The 17,868-nt window shown below is 62.1% G+C and carries 13 protein-coding genes; 6 read left to right on the top strand and 7 right to left on the bottom strand.

Annotated features, from left to right (window positions below):
* Positions 1 to 114 precede the first annotated feature (114 nt).
* Positions 115 to 1,284, top strand: coding sequence for an alpha-D-ribose 1-methylphosphonate 5-triphosphate diphosphatase (locus tag FFM53_RS05030; RefSeq protein WP_138387606.1), 1,170 nt, complete (start codon positions 115 to 117; stop codon positions 1,282 to 1,284).
* On the opposite strand, the gene purN is transcribed toward FFM53_RS05030, so the two are convergent.
* Complete coding sequence (purN, locus tag FFM53_RS05025; RefSeq protein WP_029872931.1) at positions 1,281 to 1,952, bottom strand: phosphoribosylglycinamide formyltransferase; 672 nt, start codon at positions 1,950 to 1,952, stop codon at positions 1,281 to 1,283. The genes FFM53_RS05030 and purN overlap by 4 nt on opposite strands.
* Positions 1,949 to 3,022, bottom strand: a complete 1,074-nt coding sequence (gene purM, locus FFM53_RS05020; RefSeq protein WP_138328337.1) for a phosphoribosylformylglycinamidine cyclo-ligase — start codon at positions 3,020 to 3,022, stop codon at positions 1,949 to 1,951. Before purM ends, purN begins: the two co-directional genes overlap by 4 nt.
* 246 nt (positions 3,023 to 3,268) lie before the next feature.
* Between purM and FFM53_RS05015 the strand changes: the two genes are divergently transcribed.
* From FFM53_RS05015 to ppx, 4 genes are all read left to right on the top strand, one after another.
* Positions 3,269 to 4,393, top strand: a complete 1,125-nt coding sequence (locus FFM53_RS05015) for an AI-2E family transporter (protein ID WP_138328336.1) — start codon at positions 3,269 to 3,271, stop codon at positions 4,391 to 4,393.
* Entirely contained in the window at positions 4,386 to 5,099 is a 714-nt protein-coding gene (gene hdaA, locus FFM53_RS05010; RefSeq protein ID WP_138387605.1) for a DnaA regulatory inactivator HdaA, read from the top strand. The genes FFM53_RS05015 and hdaA overlap by 8 nt, the downstream gene beginning before the upstream one ends.
* A gap of 108 nt (positions 5,100 to 5,207) precedes the next feature.
* Entirely contained in the window at positions 5,208 to 7,370 is a 2,163-nt protein-coding gene (locus FFM53_RS05005) for an RNA degradosome polyphosphate kinase (RefSeq protein WP_405127746.1), read from the top strand.
* A 12-nt stretch (positions 7,371 to 7,382) separates the two neighbouring features.
* On the top strand, positions 7,383 to 8,900 hold the full coding sequence (gene ppx / locus FFM53_RS05000; RefSeq protein ID WP_138387604.1) for an exopolyphosphatase: 1,518 nt from the start codon (positions 7,383 to 7,385) through the stop codon (positions 8,898 to 8,900).
* Between the two features lie 292 nt (positions 8,901 to 9,192).
* On the opposite strand, the gene FFM53_RS04995 is transcribed toward ppx, so the two are convergent.
* The 4 genes from FFM53_RS04995 to FFM53_RS04980 all read right to left on the bottom strand — a co-directional run bounded on the left by FFM53_RS04995 (position 9,193) and on the right by FFM53_RS04980 (position 14,570).
* Positions 9,193 to 10,551 carry an esterase-like activity of phytase family protein gene (locus FFM53_RS04995; RefSeq protein ID WP_138387603.1) on the bottom strand — a complete coding sequence of 453 codons (1,359 nt, stop codon included), beginning with the start codon at positions 10,549 to 10,551 and terminating at the stop codon, positions 9,193 to 9,195.
* Positions 10,552 to 10,656: 105 nt separating this feature from the next.
* Positions 10,657 to 11,718, bottom strand: a complete 1,062-nt coding sequence (locus tag FFM53_RS04990) for an adenylate/guanylate cyclase domain-containing protein (RefSeq protein ID WP_138387602.1) — start codon at positions 11,716 to 11,718, stop codon at positions 10,657 to 10,659.
* A 150-nt stretch (positions 11,719 to 11,868) separates the two neighbouring features.
* Complete coding sequence (gene rnd, locus FFM53_RS04985) at positions 11,869 to 13,014, bottom strand: ribonuclease D (protein ID WP_003558275.1); 1,146 nt, start codon at positions 13,012 to 13,014, stop codon at positions 11,869 to 11,871.
* Positions 13,015 to 13,178: 164 nt separating this feature from the next.
* A complete protein-coding gene (locus FFM53_RS04980; RefSeq protein ID WP_138387601.1) occupies positions 13,179 to 14,570 on the bottom strand; it encodes a multicopper oxidase family protein in 1,392 nt (463 codons plus the stop codon).
* Between the two features lie 254 nt (positions 14,571 to 14,824).
* Between FFM53_RS04980 and aspS the strand changes: the two genes are divergently transcribed.
* On the top strand, positions 14,825 to 16,615 hold the full coding sequence (aspS, locus tag FFM53_RS04975; RefSeq protein WP_138328328.1) for an aspartate--tRNA ligase: 1,791 nt from the start codon (positions 14,825 to 14,827) through the stop codon (positions 16,613 to 16,615).
* Positions 16,616 to 16,678: 63 nt separating this feature from the next.
* Here aspS and FFM53_RS04970 read toward each other — a convergent pair whose 3' ends face one another.
* Positions 16,679 to 17,845 carry a serine hydrolase domain-containing protein gene (locus FFM53_RS04970; RefSeq protein WP_138387600.1) on the bottom strand — a complete coding sequence of 389 codons (1,167 nt, stop codon included), beginning with the start codon at positions 17,843 to 17,845 and terminating at the stop codon, positions 16,679 to 16,681.
* Positions 17,846 to 17,868: the final 23 nt, after the last annotated feature.

Below are 17,868 nucleotides of genomic sequence, written 5' to 3'. Positions count from 1 at the left end.
CAAAGCGCAAGTTTCCGCTTTAAGGTGATACGGCGCAAAATTTCATACGACTGTCACGAAGCGGTTCTATCCGCTGCGGTCTGTCAATCATCGAATGCGGTCAGGAGAAAGCCCATGTGGCTCAGCAATTTCACCCTCGTTCTCCCAAACGAGGTGGTGAGTGAAGGTTCCGTGCGTGTTGAGGGTGGCGCCATCGCCGAGATCAGGCCGGAGCCGGTCGCCGGCGCTGCCATCGATGGCGGCGGGCGGCTGCTGATGCCGGGATTCGTCGATCTCCACGGCGACATGATCGAGCGCGAGATCGCCCCACGGCCGAACGCGACGATGCCGATCGATTTCGGTATCCACGAACTCGACAAGAAGCTTGCCGCCGCCGGTGTCACCACGGCGTTTGCCGCCGTCTCCTTTGCGACCGAAAGCGTCTACGGCCACGTCCGTTCGCTGGAGACGACATCAGCGGTGATCGAGGGCATCAATCGCCTGCGCGACGATCTGCTGATCGACCACCGCGTCCACGCCCGCTACGAAATCACCAATGTTGGTGCAGCTCCTGCGCTCGAGCGCCTGCTGAATGCCGATCAGATCGACATGGTCTCGCTCACCGACCACACGCCGGGCCAGGGACAGTACAACAACCTGCAGAGCTACATCCTCAGCATTTCCGAGCGCCGCGCCATCTCCGAGGAAATGGCGGCGGAGATCGTTGCCAAGCGCATCGCCATGCGCAGCAATCCAGACATCGAGGCCAAGCTGAAGGAGATTGTCGCGCTGTCGCTGAAGCACAAGCTGTCGCTTGCCTCGCATGACGATGACAGCGCCGAAAAAGTCGCCGAGATGCACGATCTCGGCGTCACCATCAGCGAGTTTCCGGTCACTGCACCTGCGGCGGAGGAGGCGCGCCGTCGCGGCCTCTGGACGTTGATGGGCGCGCCGAACGCGCTGCGCGGCCAGTCGATGTCGGGCAATCTCAGCGCGCTCGATGCTGCAAGGGCCGGATTGCTGAGCATCATCGCCGCCGATTATCATCCGGCTGCCTTCGTGCCCGGCATCTTCAAGCTTGCCGACATGGTGGAAGGCGGCCTGCCGGTAGCCGTCGCCATGGCGACCGGCAATGCGGCCCGTTCCGCCGGTCTGCCGGATCGTGGCGAGATCGCCATCGGCCAACGCGCCGATCTGGTCGTGGTCGAGCCGGGTGATATCAATCGCATCCGCGCCACCTTCCGCGCCGGCCGCTTCGTCTACAGCGACGGCACGCTGCATCCGTTGCGGGCGCTGGCGGCTTAAGCGCGGTCGCCGATCAGCGAAATAAGCTGGGTCTTGGGTGCGGCGGTCGAAGCCTCCGCGCCGACGGCCTTGCCGCCTTCCATCGTCACACGGCCTTCGGCAAAGAGCCGCAGCGCTTGTGGATAGATCTGGTGTTCGATGGTGAGCACACGCGCGGCAAGGCTTTCGGCCGTGTCGCCGGAAAGAACCGGCACGGCCGCCTGGCCGATCACCGGCCCCTCATCCATGCCTTCGGTGACGAAATGCACCGTGCAGCCGGCGATCCGCATGCCGGCGTCGATGGCCCGCTGATGCGTATGCAGGCCGGGAAACAGCGGCAGCAGGGAAGGGTGGATGTTGAGCATCCGGCCTTCGTAACGCTGGATGAATGTCGCCGTCAGCAGCCGCATGTAGCCTGCCAGGCAAAGAATATCGGGTTTAAGCTCGTCGAGCGCCGAAAAGATCGCCGCCTCATGCGCATCCTTGCTGGCGTAGTCCTTGCGGGGAAAAGCGAAGGTGGCGATGCCTTCGGCGGCGGCCTTGGCAAGCCCGCCGGCATCCGCCTTGTCGGAGATCACCCCGACGATCTCGGCCGGATAGTCGGCTGCCTTTGCCGCCGCAACCAGCGCCATCATGTTGGAGCCGCTGCCTGATATGAAGACGACGGCGCGTTTGCGCGGCGAGCTCATATGGCAAGCGTGCCCTTGTAGACCGTGCCGGCAGCGCCTTCTTCGCGGGCGATCATGCGGCCGAGCGTGATAACTGTCTCGCCCTCGGCTTCGAGTGCGGCGGAAACCGTCGCGACATTCTCGCCGGCAACGACGGCGATCATGCCGACGCCGCAGTTGAAGGTGCGCAGCATTTCCTTGGCTTCGACGCCGCCCGTCTTGGCGAGCCACGAAAACACCGGCGGCACCTTGACGGCGGCAAGATCGATCTCGGCCGCCAGATGCTTCGGCAGCACGCGCGGAATATTTTCCGGGAAGCCGCCGCCGGTGATGTGCGCCAGCGCCTTGATGGCGCCGGTCTCGCGGATCGCCTTCAGAAGCGGCTTCACATAGATGCGTGTCGGCTCGAGCAGGGCTTCGCCAAGCTTCTTGCCTTCGGCGAACGGCGCCGGTGCATCCCAATCGAGGCCGGACAATTCGACGATCTTGCGCACCAGCGAGAAGCCATTGGAATGGACGCCGGAGGAGGCAAGGCCGAGGATCACGTCACCCTCGGCAATATCGCCGGATGGCAGGAGCTTGCCGCGTTCGGCCGCACCGACAGCAAAGCCGGCGAGATCGTAGTCGCCGGAGGAATACATGCCGGGCATCTCGGCCGTCTCGCCGCCGATCAACGCGCAGCCGGCCTCGCGGCAACCGGCGGCAATGCCGCCGACGATGGCCGCGCCCTGGTCGGGGTCGAGCTTGCCGGTCGCGAAATAATCGAGGAAGAACAGCGGCTCGGCGCCCTGTACCACAAGATCGTTGACGCACATGGCGACGAGGTCGATGCCGACGGTGTCGTGATAGTCGGCATCGATCGCGATCTTCAGCTTGGTGCCGACGCCGTCATTGGCGGCGACCAGAACCGGATCGGTAAAGCCTGCCGCCTTGAGGTCGAAAAGCCCGCCGAAGCCGCCGATCTCGCCGTCGGCGCCGGGACGGCGGGTCGAGCGCACCGCCGGCTTGATCTTCTCGACGAGCAGGTTGCCGGCATCGATGTCGACGCCCGCATCGCTATATGTCAGGCCGTTTTTCCCAGACTGGCTCATGCTGGTCTCCGATGGCTATTTCAGGCGGCAAACGTGCCGCGTCATCTGCCGGTCGCAATTGCATGACAGGGGCTTTTATGCAAGCGCTGCATGGCAAAAGCCCCCAATTTCCCGCGTCTTCTTCCGGCCTTTCCGGGATTCGGCGCGACAGGGTTGACCATCTTTGCGCCTGCATCCTATGTGCTGAATGGCCGCTTCGGATCGCATGCGGCGTTCGGCGGCGGCGAGCGATCAGCGGGGAAGGCAATGCCACAGCAAGTCAGTGGGAACATTCTCAAGCGTCAGATCTTCTTCTGGCTGGCGGCGCTCGTCTTTTTCATCGCCTTTCTCTATGTCTTCAGCTCGATCCTGCTGCCCTTCATCGCCGGCATGGCGATCGCCTATTTCCTCGATCCGGTGGCCGACCGGCTGGAGCGGCTGGGTCTGAGCCGCATGATGGCGACCATCGGCATTCTCGTTGCCTTCGTCATCGTCTTCGCGCTGGCGCTGATGATCCTCATTCCGGTGCTGATCAGCCAGTTCAACGATTTCGCTCAACGTCTGCCGGGTTATATCAGCCAATTACAGCAGTTCATCGCGCAGGCGCAGAATTCGCTGCTGCCGGACTGGGTCGAGAACCAGATGGGCACGATCAAGGACAATCTCTCGGGCATCCTGTCGGAGGGCATGGGCTTCCTCACCGGGCTCTTTGCGCAGATCTGGAATTCCGGCAAGGCGATCGTCGACGTCATATCGCTGCTCGTCGTCACCCCCGTCGTCGCCTTCTACATCCTGCTCGATTGGGACCGCATGGTCGCCAAGGTCGACCAATGGATCCCGCGCGATTATGTCAGCGATGTTCGCCAGATCGCCAAGGAGATCGACCAGGCGATTGCCGGCTTCATCCGCGGCCAGGGCTCGCTCTGCCTCATCCTCGGCATCTATTATGCCGTCGGCCTTTCTCTCGTCGGGCTGAATTTCGGCCTGCTGATCGGCCTCTTCGCCGGCATGATCAGCTTCATTCCCTATGTCGGCTCGATGGTTGGCCTCGTGCTGGCGGTCGGCGTCGCGCTTGTGCAGTTCTGGCCCGATTATCCGTGGATCGGCCTGGTGCTCGTTGTCTTCTTCAGCGGTCAGTTCCTGGAAGGCAACATTCTGCAGCCGAAGCTCGTCGGCTCCAGTGTCGGCCTGCATCCGGTCTGGCTGATGTTTGCGCTCTTTGCCTTCGGCGCGCTCTTCGGTTTCGTCGGGCTTCTGGTTGCCGTGCCGGCGGCGGCGGCCGTCGGCGTCCTTGTTCGTTTCGCGCTTTCACGCTACCTTCAGAGTGATCTTTATTTTGGCGGGTCGCCCAGTGGCCGCGCCCGGAAGACGAAATCAGTTCCCAATGAATGACGTGAAAAACGCTGATCCGAAGCGCAAGGCCGGAGAGCAGCTGCCGCTGGTCTTTTCGCACGATGCCGCAAGCGGGCGCGACGACCTCCTGATCTCGGAGCGTCTTGCCGCCGCCGTTTCGATCGTCGATGCCTGGCCGGCATGGCCATCGCCGGTCGTCTTGCTCGCCGGCCCCGTCGGTTCGGGAAAATCGCATCTCGCCCGCATCTGGCGGGAATTGAGCGGCGCCGTCGATATCCATCCCGAGCTTGGCTCGGACGCCGCGGTTGCCGCCGCTGCCGGCCCGGTGCTGTTCGAGGACGCCGACCGCCTCGGATTCGACGACAATGCGCTCTTCCACGTCATCAACAGCGTCCGCGAAAACGGTACCAGCCTGTTGATGACCAGCCGACTCTGGCCGATGTCGTGGCCGGTTTTGCTGCCCGATCTGCGCTCGCGCCTGAAAGCGGCAACCGTCGTCGAGATCGGCGAACCCGATGAGGCGCTGTTGTCGCAGGTGATCGTCAAGCTCTTTGCCGACCGGCAGCTTTATATAGATGACAAACTCGTGCTCTATATCGTTGTCAGGATGGAGCGGTCGCTAAACGCGGCCCAGACAATCGTGGAAAGGCTTGATCGGCTGGCCCTGTCGCGGGGCACGAAAATCACCCGGTCTCTTGCTGCCGAAGTATTGAATGAATTGGGAAATTCGGAACCGGCCGATTGACTGTCACAGTTCCGTCGTCAAACTGATATAATTGCCTTTGGCGATTGAAAACGGGGTAAGCGGACCATGGATAGTGCAGTCGCAGAACATCAGGAACTCACTCCGGAAATCAACGACAACACCCCCCCGCTGGAAGAGCTGCTCAAGAGCCCCGAGCGCTTCATCAACCGAGAATTCTCCTGGCTGCAGTTCAACCGCCGTGTCCTGGAAGAAACTTTGAATACCGAGCATCCGTTGCTCGAGCGTGTCCGCTTCCTGTCGATCTCGGCCGCCAACCTCGATGAATTCTTCATGGTGCGTGTCGCCGGCCTCGAGGGCCAGGTACGCCAGAATATCGCCATCCGCAGCCCGGACGGCAAGACGCCGGCCGAGCAGCTCGACTCGATCCTGCAGGAGATTGACCATCTGCAGATGGAGCAGCAGGCCTCGCTCGCCGTGCTGCAGCAATATCTCGCCAAGGAAGACATCCTGATCGTGCGCCCCGGCGCCTTGAGCGAGGGCGACCGCCAGTGGCTGGCCGCCGAATTCGAACAGGCGATCTTCCCCGTGCTGACGCCGCTGTCGATCGATCCCGCCCATCCGTTCCCCTTCATTCCAAATCTCGGCTTTTCGATCGGTCTGCAGCTCGTCAGCAAGAACGGCCGCGAGCCGATGACGGCGCTGCTGCGCCTGCCGGTGGCGCTCGACCGCTTCGTCCGCCTGCCGGATGATGGAAACACAATCCGCTACATCACGCTGGAAGATGTCGCCAACATCTTCATCCATCGGCTCTACCCGGGTTACGAGGTGCAGGGCTCCGGTACGTTCCGAGTCATCCGCGACAGCGATATCGAAGTCGAGGAAGAGGCCGAGGATCTCGTCCGCTTCTTCGAAACGGCGCTGAAACGCCGCCGCCGCGGTAAGGTCATCCGCATCGAGACCGACTCGGAAATGCCGGCCTCGCTGCGTCAGTTCGTCGTTCAGGCGCTCAATATCCCTGATAATCGCGTCGCCGTTCTGCCTGGTCTTCTGGCGCTGAACACCCTGTCTGAGATCACTAAGGCGCCCCGCGACGATCTGCGCTTTCCCTCCTACAATGCGCGATTTCCCGAGCGCGTCCGCGAACATGCCGGCGACTGCTTCGCCGCCATCCGCGAAAAGGACATGGTCGTCCATCACCCCTACGAATCCTTCGACGTGGTGGTCCAGTTTCTTCTCCAGGCTGCGCGCGATCCTGACGTCCTGGCGATAAAGCAGACGCTTTACCGCACCTCCAACGACAGCCCGATCGTTCGCGCGCTGATCGATGCCGCCGAAGCCGGCAAGTCGGTGACGGCGCTGGTCGAGCTCAAGGCCCGCTTCGACGAAGAGGCGAACATCCGCTGGGCGCGCGACCTCGAGCGTGCCGGCGTCCAGGTCGTCTTCGGCTTCATTGAGCTCAAGACCCACGCCAAGATGTCGCTGGTCGTCCGTCGCGAGGATGGCAAACTGCGTACCTATTGCCATCTCGGCACCGGCAACTATCACCCGATCACCGCGAAGATCTATACCGATCTCTCCTACTTCACCTGCAATCCCGTCATCGCCCACGACATGGCGAACATCTTCAACTTCATCACCGGCTACGGCGAGCCGGAAGAGGGCATGCAGCTCGCCATCTCGCCCTATACGATGCGCTCGCGCATCCTGCGTCACATCGAGGAAGAGGTCCAGCACGCCAGGAACGGTGCACCGGCGGCGATCTGGATGAAGATGAATTCGCTTGTCGATCCCGACATAATCGACGCGCTCTATCGCGCCAGCCATGCCGGCGTCGAGATCGATCTCGTCGTGCGCGGCATCTGCTGCCTGCGTCCGCAGGTGCCTGGCCTTTCGGAAAAGATCCGCGTCAAGTCGATCGTCGGCCGCTTCCTCGAACACAGCCGCATCTTCTGCTTCGGCAACGGCCACGGCCTGCCGTCCGACAAGGCGCTGGTTTACATCGGCTCGGCCGACATGATGCCGAGAAACCTTGATCGCCGCGTCGAAACCATGGTTCCGCTGACGAATCCCACCGTTCACGAGCAGGTCTTGTCACAGATTATGCTTGGCAACGTGATTGACAATCAACAAAGCTACGAGATATTGCCCGACGGTACGTCGCGTCGCATGGAAGTGCGCAGGGGCGAAGAACCGTTCAACGCGCAGCAGTATTTCATGACCAATCCGAGCCTGTCCGGCCGTGGTGAAGCTCTGAAGTCCAGTGCGCCGAAGCTGATCGCCGGCCTGCTCGAAGGCCGCAACAACAAGTAATACTGGACCTAAATGGTTGAATCTGAAGCCCAGGGGCGCCTTCCGGGGATCGCCCCGGTCTCCGTCGTCGATATTGGATCGAATTCCATTCGTCTTGTCGTCTACGAAGGCATGTCCCGTTCGCCGACCGTCCTCTTCAACGAAAAGGTCCTCTGCGGCCTCGGCAAGGGCGTCGCCCTTACCGGCAAGATGGATGAAGACAGCGTCGCGCGGGCTTTGGCGGCGCTGCACCGTTTCAAGGCTCTGTCCGACCAGGCGCGCGCTGCCACCATGTATGTGCTGGCGACGGCGGCCGCGCGCGAGGCGAGCAACGGTCCTGATTTCATCCATCAGGCAGAAACCATCCTTAACCGCAAGGTTCGCGTGCTCTCGGGCGAGGAAGAGGCAAAATTCGCCTCGCTCGGCATCATCAGCGGTTTCTACAATCCTGATGGCATTGCCGGCGACCTCGGTGGCGGCTCGCTGGAACTGATCGATATCAAGGGCAAGGAGTTCGGCAAGGGCATCACGCTGCCGCTCGGCGGCCTGCGCCTGTCGGAATATGCCGGCGGCTCGCTTTCCAAGGCCCAGACCTTTGCCCGAAAGCAGCTGAAGACGGCAAAGCTGCTGTCGAAAGGCGAGGGGCGCACCTTCTACGCCGTCGGCGGCACCTGGAGAAACATTGCCAAGCTGCACATGGAAATCACCCATTATCCGCTGCATATGATGCAGGGCTATGAGGTGTCGCTCGAAGCGATGATGCTGTTCCTCGAACAGGTGACCGCGCGCGATTCCAGGGAGCCGGCGCTGCAGGCCGTTTCCAAGCACCGCCGTTCGCTGCTGCCCTTCGGCGCTATCGCCATGAAGGAAGTCCTGAGCGCGATGAAGCCGTCGGTGATTTCCTTCTCGGCGCAGGGTGTGCGCGAGGGATATCTCTATTCGCTGCTGTCGGAGTCCGAGCGCCGCCTGGATCCGCTGCTTGCCGCCGCCGGCGAACTGGCGATCCTGCGTGCCCGTTCGCCGGAGCATGCCCGCGAGCTGGCGGAATGGACCGGCCGCATGATGCCCCTCTTCGGCATCCAGGAAACCCAAGAGGAAAGCCGCTACCGTCAGGCGGCCTGTCTGCTGGCCGATATCAGCTGGCGCGCCCATCCGGACTATCGCGGCCTGCAGGCGCTGAACGTCATCGCCCACTCCTCTTTCGTCGGCATCAGTCATCCCGGCCGCGCCTTTATCGCGCTTTCCAACTATTACCGTTTCGAAGGCCTGCATGACGACGGCGCCACCGGTCAACTGGCGCAGATCGCCACGCCGCAGCTCATCGAGCGCGCCAAGCTGCTCGGCGGCATGCTGCGCGTCGTCTACCTCTTCTCGGCCTCGATGCCCGGCATCGTCAAGAATCTGACCTTCCGCAAGTCGTCGAGCCCGGACATCGACCTCGAATTTGTCGTGCCGCCCGAGTATCGCGACTTCGCCGGCGAACGCCTGGACGGCCGCCTGCAGCAGTTGTCGAGGCTGACGAACAAGCGGTTGGCGTTTCGGTTCGAGTAGGTCTGATTTGCGGCCGTTGTGCCGTACCAGCCCCCTCTGCCCTGCCGGGCATCTCCCTCACAGGTGGGGAGATCACAAGTGGCATGAACTTCCTGCCCATCTACCGTTTCGCCGTGCTGGACGCTCATTGTTTGGGGAAGCTGGTGCGCCCAGCCAATCTCCCCACCTGTGGGGGAGATGCCCGGCAGGGCAGAGGGGGGGCACACACGGCATGCCGCCAAATATCCAACTGCCATAAACAAAAGGGCGGCGCCTTCGCGCCACCCTCTGCACTTCACACCAGAACGCCGAATTACTTCGCGTTCAGGAACTCGCCGACTTCGAGAAGGCTGAACTCGTCATTGTCGGCCTTGTCGACGGCGCGGCCGGCCGAGAAGGGCAGGTTGTTGTCGTTGCCGATAATGATATGCGTGGCGTCGACGCGGTCGACGTTTTCGATCGTCACGAACGGCATGTCGTAGACGCCGTCCTTGCTGCCGGCCTTCTTCTTGTTGTCGGGGTCCTGGATGTTCAGCAGGTCGATATAGCCGATCTTGCGGACGGCTTTGCCGACATTGGCATCGTTGAACTCGATCTTGTAGACGCGCTTCAGCACGGCCGGAGCTTCGAAGCAATCCGGCTTCGGCTGCTTCGGGTCGGCGCAGGCCTTGTCCGTCGTGCCGGCGCCGTTGTCGCGCTCGATGACGAGAGCGGTCGTTTCGTCGAGCATGTTGAAGTCGCCGATCGACACACCCTTGTCTTCGAACGGATAGAGCCAGCTGCGGCCGGTCCACTTCTTGGAAGCGACATCGAACTCGATGACGCGGATGGCGGTGTGGCCGTCGACCGTTTCCACCGTGCCGTCATCCTTGTAGATGGCGCCTTCGAGCAGGCCGTAGAGCTTGGCGCCGTCCTTCGACATGGCGAGGCCTTCGAAGCCGCCGGAGCGCTTCAGATTGAAGACCGGCATCTTGGCGGCCGGGTTGGCCGGAACCGAGAGAAGCGGATTGTCGGGCGAAAGCACCGGCTTGCCGTCGAGCGTCGTCGGGATGACGTCGGTGAGGCGGCCTGACGTGTCGAACTTCAGGATGTAGGGACCGAATTCGTCGCCGAGCCAGAAGCCGTCGGCAACCGGCTGGATCGACTCGATGTCGAAGTCGGCGCCGGTGAGATAACGCGTGTCGCTGCCTTCGAGAACGATCGGGAACGGGGCGATCTTGTTCGGATCGGAGAGGAAGAGGTTCTTGACGACTTCAGCCTTGTTGCCGGCCCAGTCGAACTTCATCTGGTGCAGGAAGAGCATGGAGTCCGACGAATTGGACTTCGAGCCGAAGCCGTTGTCGGAGAGCGTCCAGAAGGTGCCGTCGGTCATCGTCTTGACGCCGGAGAAGCCCTGGATCGGCTGGCCGTCGAAGGGAAGCTTCAGATCGGTGACGCGGGCGCCGTCCTTACCGGGAACGGTGCCGAACGCTTCGGTGCGCTTGCGGTCCGGCGTCGTAAACTTGCCGGAATGCTTGAGGAATTCGGGGGCATCGGCCGGTGCCGGAACCATGGTGTTGGCAGGCAGGATCGCCTGGCCGGCGAGCTTGGCCGGGAACTGCTGCTGGTCGGCCGAAGCGGCGCCCGCGACCAGGATGAAAAGCGATACGGAAGCAAAAAGGACGTTCTTCATAATATCCCCGTGGAACGGATTGCAAAGGCCTTCCGCTTAGCAGGGCTTTAATGTCAGCGAATTGACGGTTGAGTGAAGCTTTGGTGACGTGAGGTCAGACCGTGCTCAGCCGTGCAGAATGACCGCCGGCGTGTTCAGCACGGTGACCGCGCGCGAGGAAAGCGCCATGACGCCGAGCGCCTGGCCGCGCCCCTTCACGGCATGGGTGCCGAGATCCTCGCAGGATATGTCATCGGGAAATTTCATGCGCCGGGCAAGCTCGCTGGAGATCAGAATCGATCGGTTCAGACTGCGGCAGAGCGTCTCCAGCCGGGCGGTGGTGTTCACCGTATCGCCGAAATAGCTGATCTTGTGATGGTCGACGCCGATTTCGGCGGTGATGATCTCGCCGCCGTGAAGGGCGGCGCGGAGCTTCGGCACCTGCCCGTAATTTTTCCGCCAGCCGGCGGCATTGGCTTCGATATCGGCAAGGATATCGAAGATGCAGCGCACGCAGCGCGCATTCTTGACGCCGCGGGCAAGCGGCCAGGTGATGATCGCTGCATCGCCGACATAGTCGTTGATCATGCCCTTGTGGCGCCTGACGGGCTCGGCGAAGGTCGCAAACAGCGAGCTGAGCAGCTGTTGCGCCCTGAGGTCGCCGTGCTTTTCGGCAAAAGCCGTCGAATCGACGAGGTCGATGAAGAGGAAGACGCGCTCTTCCCGGACCGGATTGCGGTAGCGGCTGATGAGCATGCTGAGGAAAACTTCACGACCAAGCAGTTCTCGCACGCGCAAGACGAAGATCAGCATCGTGCAGACTGCCAACGCATAGACGAAGACTTCGAACGGCATGATGACGAGGTCGAGGAGCGACACCGGCTTCACCATGCCGAGCGACCAGAGCAGCAGGCCGGCGCAGGCAAAGCCGATGCTCATCAGGATTTCGTAGATCAGCAGCTCGGTGATGATGAAGGCGAAGGTCGGCAGCTTCTGGATGCGCCGGTAGAGTGCTCGAAACAGCACCTTGCGCTCGAAGGCGAGGATCGGCATGCCGATGAAGAGCGCGAAGATCGCCCCGACAATCGGCGTCTGATTGGAGTAGAACATCAGATCATAGATGACGCCGCTGGCCGCAAGGACGATCGTGATCAGGATCCAATTCTGTGTCGGAGATATTTCCCGCATGCCGCCTCTGCGCCGTGATGTTTGTTCCCGCCATTGTTTCAGGCCGGAAAAAACCGTCAAGCGAATTCGAAATTACAGCGCTGTAGCACTTTGAATGGCTGCATAATCTATTCTCAAATCGATGCCGATTTAAGGCGTGATGCAGCCGCCTCAGAGGCTGACGGTTTCGACCTTCCGGTCGACGAAGCGCAGAGCGATCGCGCCCTGGATCAGTTGCAGTGCCGGCTCGCCGAAAAGATCGCGCCGCCAGCCGTGCAGGGCAGCGACTTCGGCCTTCTCGCCCTCGGCGGCGATCTTGTCGAGATCTTCGCTGTTGGCGATCACCTTCGGCGCCACGCCGTGTTTCTCCGAAATCAGCTTCAGCAGAACCTTCAACAATTCGACGGCAGCAGCGGCCCCTTCGGGCGCCTGCGCCTGGCGTGGTGCATGCGGCATATCGGCCTTCGGTAGAGCAAGCGCGGTGTTGACGGCCTCGATGACCGCGGCGCCGGAGGTTGAGCGCTCCCAACCCTTCGGAATGGTGCGCAGACGGCCGAGCGCCTCGGTATCCTTGGGCTGTTGCTGGGCGATCTCGTAGATCGCATCATCCTTCAGCACCCGCGAACGCGGCACGTTGCGGGCGCGCGCCTCGCGTTCGCGCCAGGCGGCGACATATTTCAGGATCGCCAGCTCCTGCGGTTTGCGCAGGCGCATCTTCAGCCGCTGCCAGGCATCGTCTGGATGCATGTCGTAGGTTTCGCGCGACTCGAGAATGTCCATTTCCTCGGAGAGCCAGGAGGTGCGGCCTTCGCGATCAAGTTCCGCCTTCAGCGACAGGTAGACGTCGCGCAGGTGGGTGACGTCGGCCAGCGCATAATCCAGCTGTTTGTCCGAAAGCGGCCGGCGGCTCCAGTCGGTGAAGCGCGACGACTTGTCGATATGGACGTTCTTGATGCGGCTGACCAACTGGTCATAGGAGACGCTGTCGCCAAAGCCGCAGACCATGGCGGCGACCTGCGTGTCGAAGATCGGATGCGGAATGAGATTGCCGCGATTGAAGATGATTTCGATGTCCTGGCGGGCCGCATGAAAGACCTTCAGCACCTTCGTATCGGCCATCAGCTCGAAGAAGGGGGCGAGATCGATGCCCTTGGCCAGCGGATCGACGAGAACTTCCGTCGTCGGGCTTGCCATCTGGATCAGGCAGAGCTCCGGCCAGAAGGTCGTTTCGCGCAGGAATTCGGTGTCGATGGTGATGAAGTCGGACTTGGCCAGCTCTTTGCAGGCGGCCGCCAAATCGGCGGTGGTTTCGATCATATCATTTCATTCGCAAGGAAAAGGTCGGTTAAACCTTCCTTCTCCTTTCGGTTCGATATGTCAATACAACAGCATACGCTTCGAGCATTGCTGGCTAAGAATCACGTCCAAACTGAGGCAAGGCACGATGCATGGCCGCAATCGCGGTGAAAGTGCAGGCGGCCTCAGCTGACCCTAAGATAACTTGTCATCCCCGTCTTCTGATGCTCGATGATATGGCAATGCAGCAGCCAGTCGCCGGGATTGTCGGCGACGAAGGCAAGCTGCACCTTCTCGTCCGGCTGGATGAGATAGGTATCGGAGGTGAGCGGCATCACCTCCCGCGTCGAGGAGGAGATCACCGTGAAGCTCATGCCGTGCAGATGGATCGGATGCGCATGCGGCGTGGTATTCTCCAGATTGAAGACATAGCTCTTGCCGAGCTTCAATTCCGCAAGCGGCGCCGTCGGATCAGGCGTGTCGCCCGGCCACGGCACCTTGTTGATGGCCCAGAAACTGTAGCCGAGCGTGCCGCAGATGCTTTCGACGGCGGCATTCTCGGCCGTGGCGCTCAGCACCAGCGGGATCTGCTCGGCAGCGGTTAGATCGGCCTTCGGGACGGGATTGTCGACAAGCGGCCCGAGATCGCCGATGGCGCGCTTCAACGATGATCCGACCGCGCGCAGGCTGGCGATCGTCTTCGGCGTCGTGCCGCGGATATCCTCGAGCGTCGCGACCGCGCCTTCATCATCCGGCATGCGCACGGCAAGATCGAGCCGTTGGCCCGGTCCGATCTGCAGGAGGTCGAGGGGAAAACGCTTCGGCACCGGATTGCCGTCGATCGCGATGACGATGGCCTCGGCGCCTTCCATCTTCAGCGAGAAAATCCGCGTCACATCGGTCACGGCAATGCGCAGCCGCACCAGCCCGCCGGCCGGCGCGTCATATCGCGGCTCTTGGTGCCAGTTGGCGGTGCGCACCGTGCCGTAGGTGCCGGTCTTGGCCGCGTCGCGTGGCCGGAAGGCGGCGATGAACTGCCCGTCACCGCCGAGCCGCCAGTCGCGCAGGTTCAGCACCACCTCGGCATCGAATTCCGGATCGGCCGGATCTTCGACGACGATGACGCCGGTCATCCCATGCCCCATCTGCGTCAGCGTGTTGCAATGTGGATGATACCAGAATGTGCCGGCATCGGGCGGTGTGAAGGCATAGTCGAAGCTGTCGCCGGTATAGACGTAGGGTTGCGTCATGAACGGCACGCCGTCCATGCGGTTGTCGATGCGAAGCCCGTGCCAGTGGATCGTCGTCGGCTCGTCGAGCCCGTTTTTCAGCCGCGCCGCATAGGGTCGCCCCTTCCTCATCCTGAGAATCGGCGGCATGCTGTCATGGCCCCAGCTCATGATATCCCTGGTCGGTCCCGCCTCGGTCAGCATGGCCTCGGTCTTCACCGCCGTCAGCAGCTGCGGCTCGGGAGCCGCCTCGGCAAATCCGAATTTACCGGCAATGCCGATGCCGACGCCATAGGCACCCGCCACAGCGGATGCCTTGAGAAGGTTGCGGCGGCTAAGGAGAGGCATGCGGATGCTCCACGGTGAGAATGCCGATCCTTTTAAAGTTGACCGGCATCTTCATCAATACAGGAAGCGCGGCCAAACTGCCGCAGCATACCGGTCGCAGCCTCGCCATAAACGCGTGTCAAACGCCGGGCTGCGTGCGCCAAGCCTTGACAAATCGGAGCGTCCATGCGCTTTTCCGCCCGATTTTCTTGTCGGCGCTTGAGGGTCTTGGAACCCTTGCTGCCGTCTTAAGCCACATGCCAGGATTTGAGATCATGCATCGCTATCGCAGCCACACATGCGCCGCCCTCCGCAAGTCGGATGTCGGCTCGACCGTCCGTATCTCCGGCTGGGTTCACCGCGTTCGCGACCATGGCGGCGTTCTCTTCATCGATCTTCGCGACCATTACGGCATCACCCAGGTCGTTGCCGATCCCGACAGCCCGGCCTTCAAGATGGCGGAAACCGTGCGCGGCGAATGGGTCATCCGTATTGACGGCCTCGTCAAGGCCCGTACCGAAGACACGGTCAACAAGACCATGGCGACCGGCGAAATCGAGCTCTACGCACAGGAGATCGAAGTCCTCTCCGCCGCCAAGGAATTGCCGCTGCCGGTCTTCGGCGAGCCGGACTATCCCGAAGACGTCCGCCTGAAGTATCGTTTCCTCGATCTTCGCCGCGAAACGCTGCACCGGAACATCGTCAAGCGCACCCAGGTCATCTCGGCCATGCGCCGCGAAATGAGCAATGTCGGCTTCACCGAATATACGACGCCGATCCTGACGGCCTCCTCGCCGGAAGGCGCGCGCGACTTCCTCGTGCCGTCGCGCATCCATCCCGGCACTTTCTACGCGCTGCCGCAGGCGCCGCAGCAGTACAAGCAGCTGCTGATGGTTGCCGGCTTCGACCGTTACTTCCAGATCGCGCCGTGCTTCCGCGATGAAGACCCGCGCGCCGATCGCCTGCCGGGCGAATTCTACCAGCTCGACCTCGAAATGAGCTTCGTCACCCAGGAAGACGTCTGGAACACGATGGGCCCGCTGATGACCTCGATCTTCGAGGAATTCGCCGAAGGCAAGCCGGTCACCAAGGAATGGCCGCGCATCCCCTATGACGAAGCGATTCGCAAATATGGCTCCGACAAGCCCGATCTGCGCAACCCGATCGTCATGCAGGCCGTGACCGAGCATTTTGCCGGCTCGGGCTTCAAGGTTTTCGCGGGCATGATCGCCTCCAACCCGAAGGTCGAGATCTGGGCTATTCCGGCCAAGACCGGCGGTTCAAGAGCGTTCTGCGATCGCATGAATGCCTGGGCGCAGTCGACCGGTCAGCCTGGCCTCGGCTACATCTTCTGGCGCAAGGAAGGTGACAAGCTCGAGGGCGCCGGCCCGCTTGCAAAGAACATCGGCGAGGAGCGCACCGACGCGATCCGTACCCAGCTCGGCCTCGATGACGGTGACGCCTGCTTCTTCGTTGCCGGCGATCCGGCGAAGTTCTACAAGTTTGCCGGTGAAGCCCGCACCAAGGCCGGCGAAGAGCTGAACCTTGTCGATCGCGACCGTTTCGAACTGTGCTGGATCGTCGACTTCCCGTTCTTCGAATGGAGCGAGGAAGAAAAGAAGGTCGATTTCGCCCACAACCCCTTCTCCATGCCGCAGGGCGGCCTCGATGCGCTTCAGAACCAGGATCCGCTGACCATCAAGGCGTTCCAGTATGACGCCGTCTGCAACGGCTTCGAAATCGCCTCGGGCTCGATCCGCAACCAGTCGCCGGAAACCATGGTCGCCGCCTTCGAGAAGGTCGGCCTCAGCCAGCAGGATGTCGAGGATCGTTTCGGTGGCCTCTACCGCGCCTTCCAGTACGGCGCCCCCCCGCATGGTGGCGCCGCCTTCGGCATCGACCGTATCGTCATGCTGCTCGTCGGCGCGAAGAACCTGCGCGAAATCTCGCTGTTCCCGATGAACCAGCAGGCCCAGGACCTGCTGATGGGCGCGCCGAGCCCGGCAGCGCCGACGCAGCTGCGCGAGCTCTCGATCCGACCGATCCCGCCGGTCAAGAAAGACTGAGATCGTCTGATCCCAAATGCAAAAGCCCGGCAAATCGCCGGGCTTTTCTGTTGGTTCGGTCGCTCACAATGCCGCGTAGATCGCCTCGCGAAGATCGACTGTGAACTTGCCCCACATGCCCTCCAGCGTCGTGTTGGTCAGCGCAACGACGGTCAGCCCGTTGACCGGATCGATGAACCAGCTATGGCCGTAGACGCCGCCCCATTTCAGCGTGCCCTCGGGGAAGGGGACGCCTGCCTCGGCCGGATTGGTGATGACTGACCAGCCGAAGCCAAAGCCGGAGCCGGGTTCGTGCTGCTGGCGCTGGCCGTCGGCCTGGTCCGTCATCATCATCCCTACGGTTTCGGTCGAGAGCAGCGGTGCGCCGCCCCTACGGATGGTTTCGAGTATGGCCAGGATATCACCCGCCGTTCCCGCCATGCCGGCGCCGCCGGAATGATAGGAGGTGGGGTCGAAGATGCGGTTCGGCGCGAAGCGGATGGGACCCATCAGCGACATCACCAGCGCAGTCTCGCCCATCAGCGCCGGTTCGGGTGAAGCGTCCATATAGGCCGCTGCCAGCCGGCTGCGGTCGCGAACCGAAAACGCGGTATCGGCAAGTCCAAGCGGTTTCGTCACCAGATCAGCGATGGCCTCGCCCAGCGGCACGCCGGTTTCCGCCTCGATGACGCCGCCCAGAACATCCATGGCAACGGAATATTGCCAGTCGCTGCCCGGCGCGAAGCGCAGTGGCGCGCTGGCGATCCGCCGCAGGTTCTCGGCCAGCGGCAGTCCCGGTTCGTCGAGGCCGTCGGAAACGCCGGCGCGGGCATAAGCATCGTCCCCTTCGAAGAAGCTGTAGCTGAGGCCGGACGTATGGGTCAGCAGGTGGCGGATGCGAATGATCGCTTCGCTGCCGTCAGGCAGCCTCGGTCGGAAGTCCGGCAGCCACCTCGTCACCGTGTCGTCCAGCCCGATTTTTCCCTGCTCGACAAGCCGCATCGCGGCGATGGTGACGATCGGCTTGGTGATGGAGGCAAGCCTGAAAATGGTGTTCTCGCGCATCGCTAGACCATATTCGCGGTCGGCAAGGCCGGCGGCGCGGCGATGGACGATCTCTCCGTCACGGGCGATAAGCACCACCGCTCCCACAAGCCGTTTGTCGTCGAGAGCACTTGTGATGGCCGCATCGACTGCAGCTGCAAGCGATGAATTCCTGTCGGCGTCTGCCATTTCAAGGGGAAGACTCATCAGATTAAACCTTCTATAATCAC

The sequence above is a fragment of the Rhizobium indicum genome (genome assembly GCF_005862305.2).
GTDB classification, from domain to species: domain Bacteria; phylum Pseudomonadota; class Alphaproteobacteria; order Rhizobiales; family Rhizobiaceae; genus Rhizobium; species Rhizobium indicum.
This window is presented reverse-complemented; position numbering and strand designations above follow the sequence as displayed.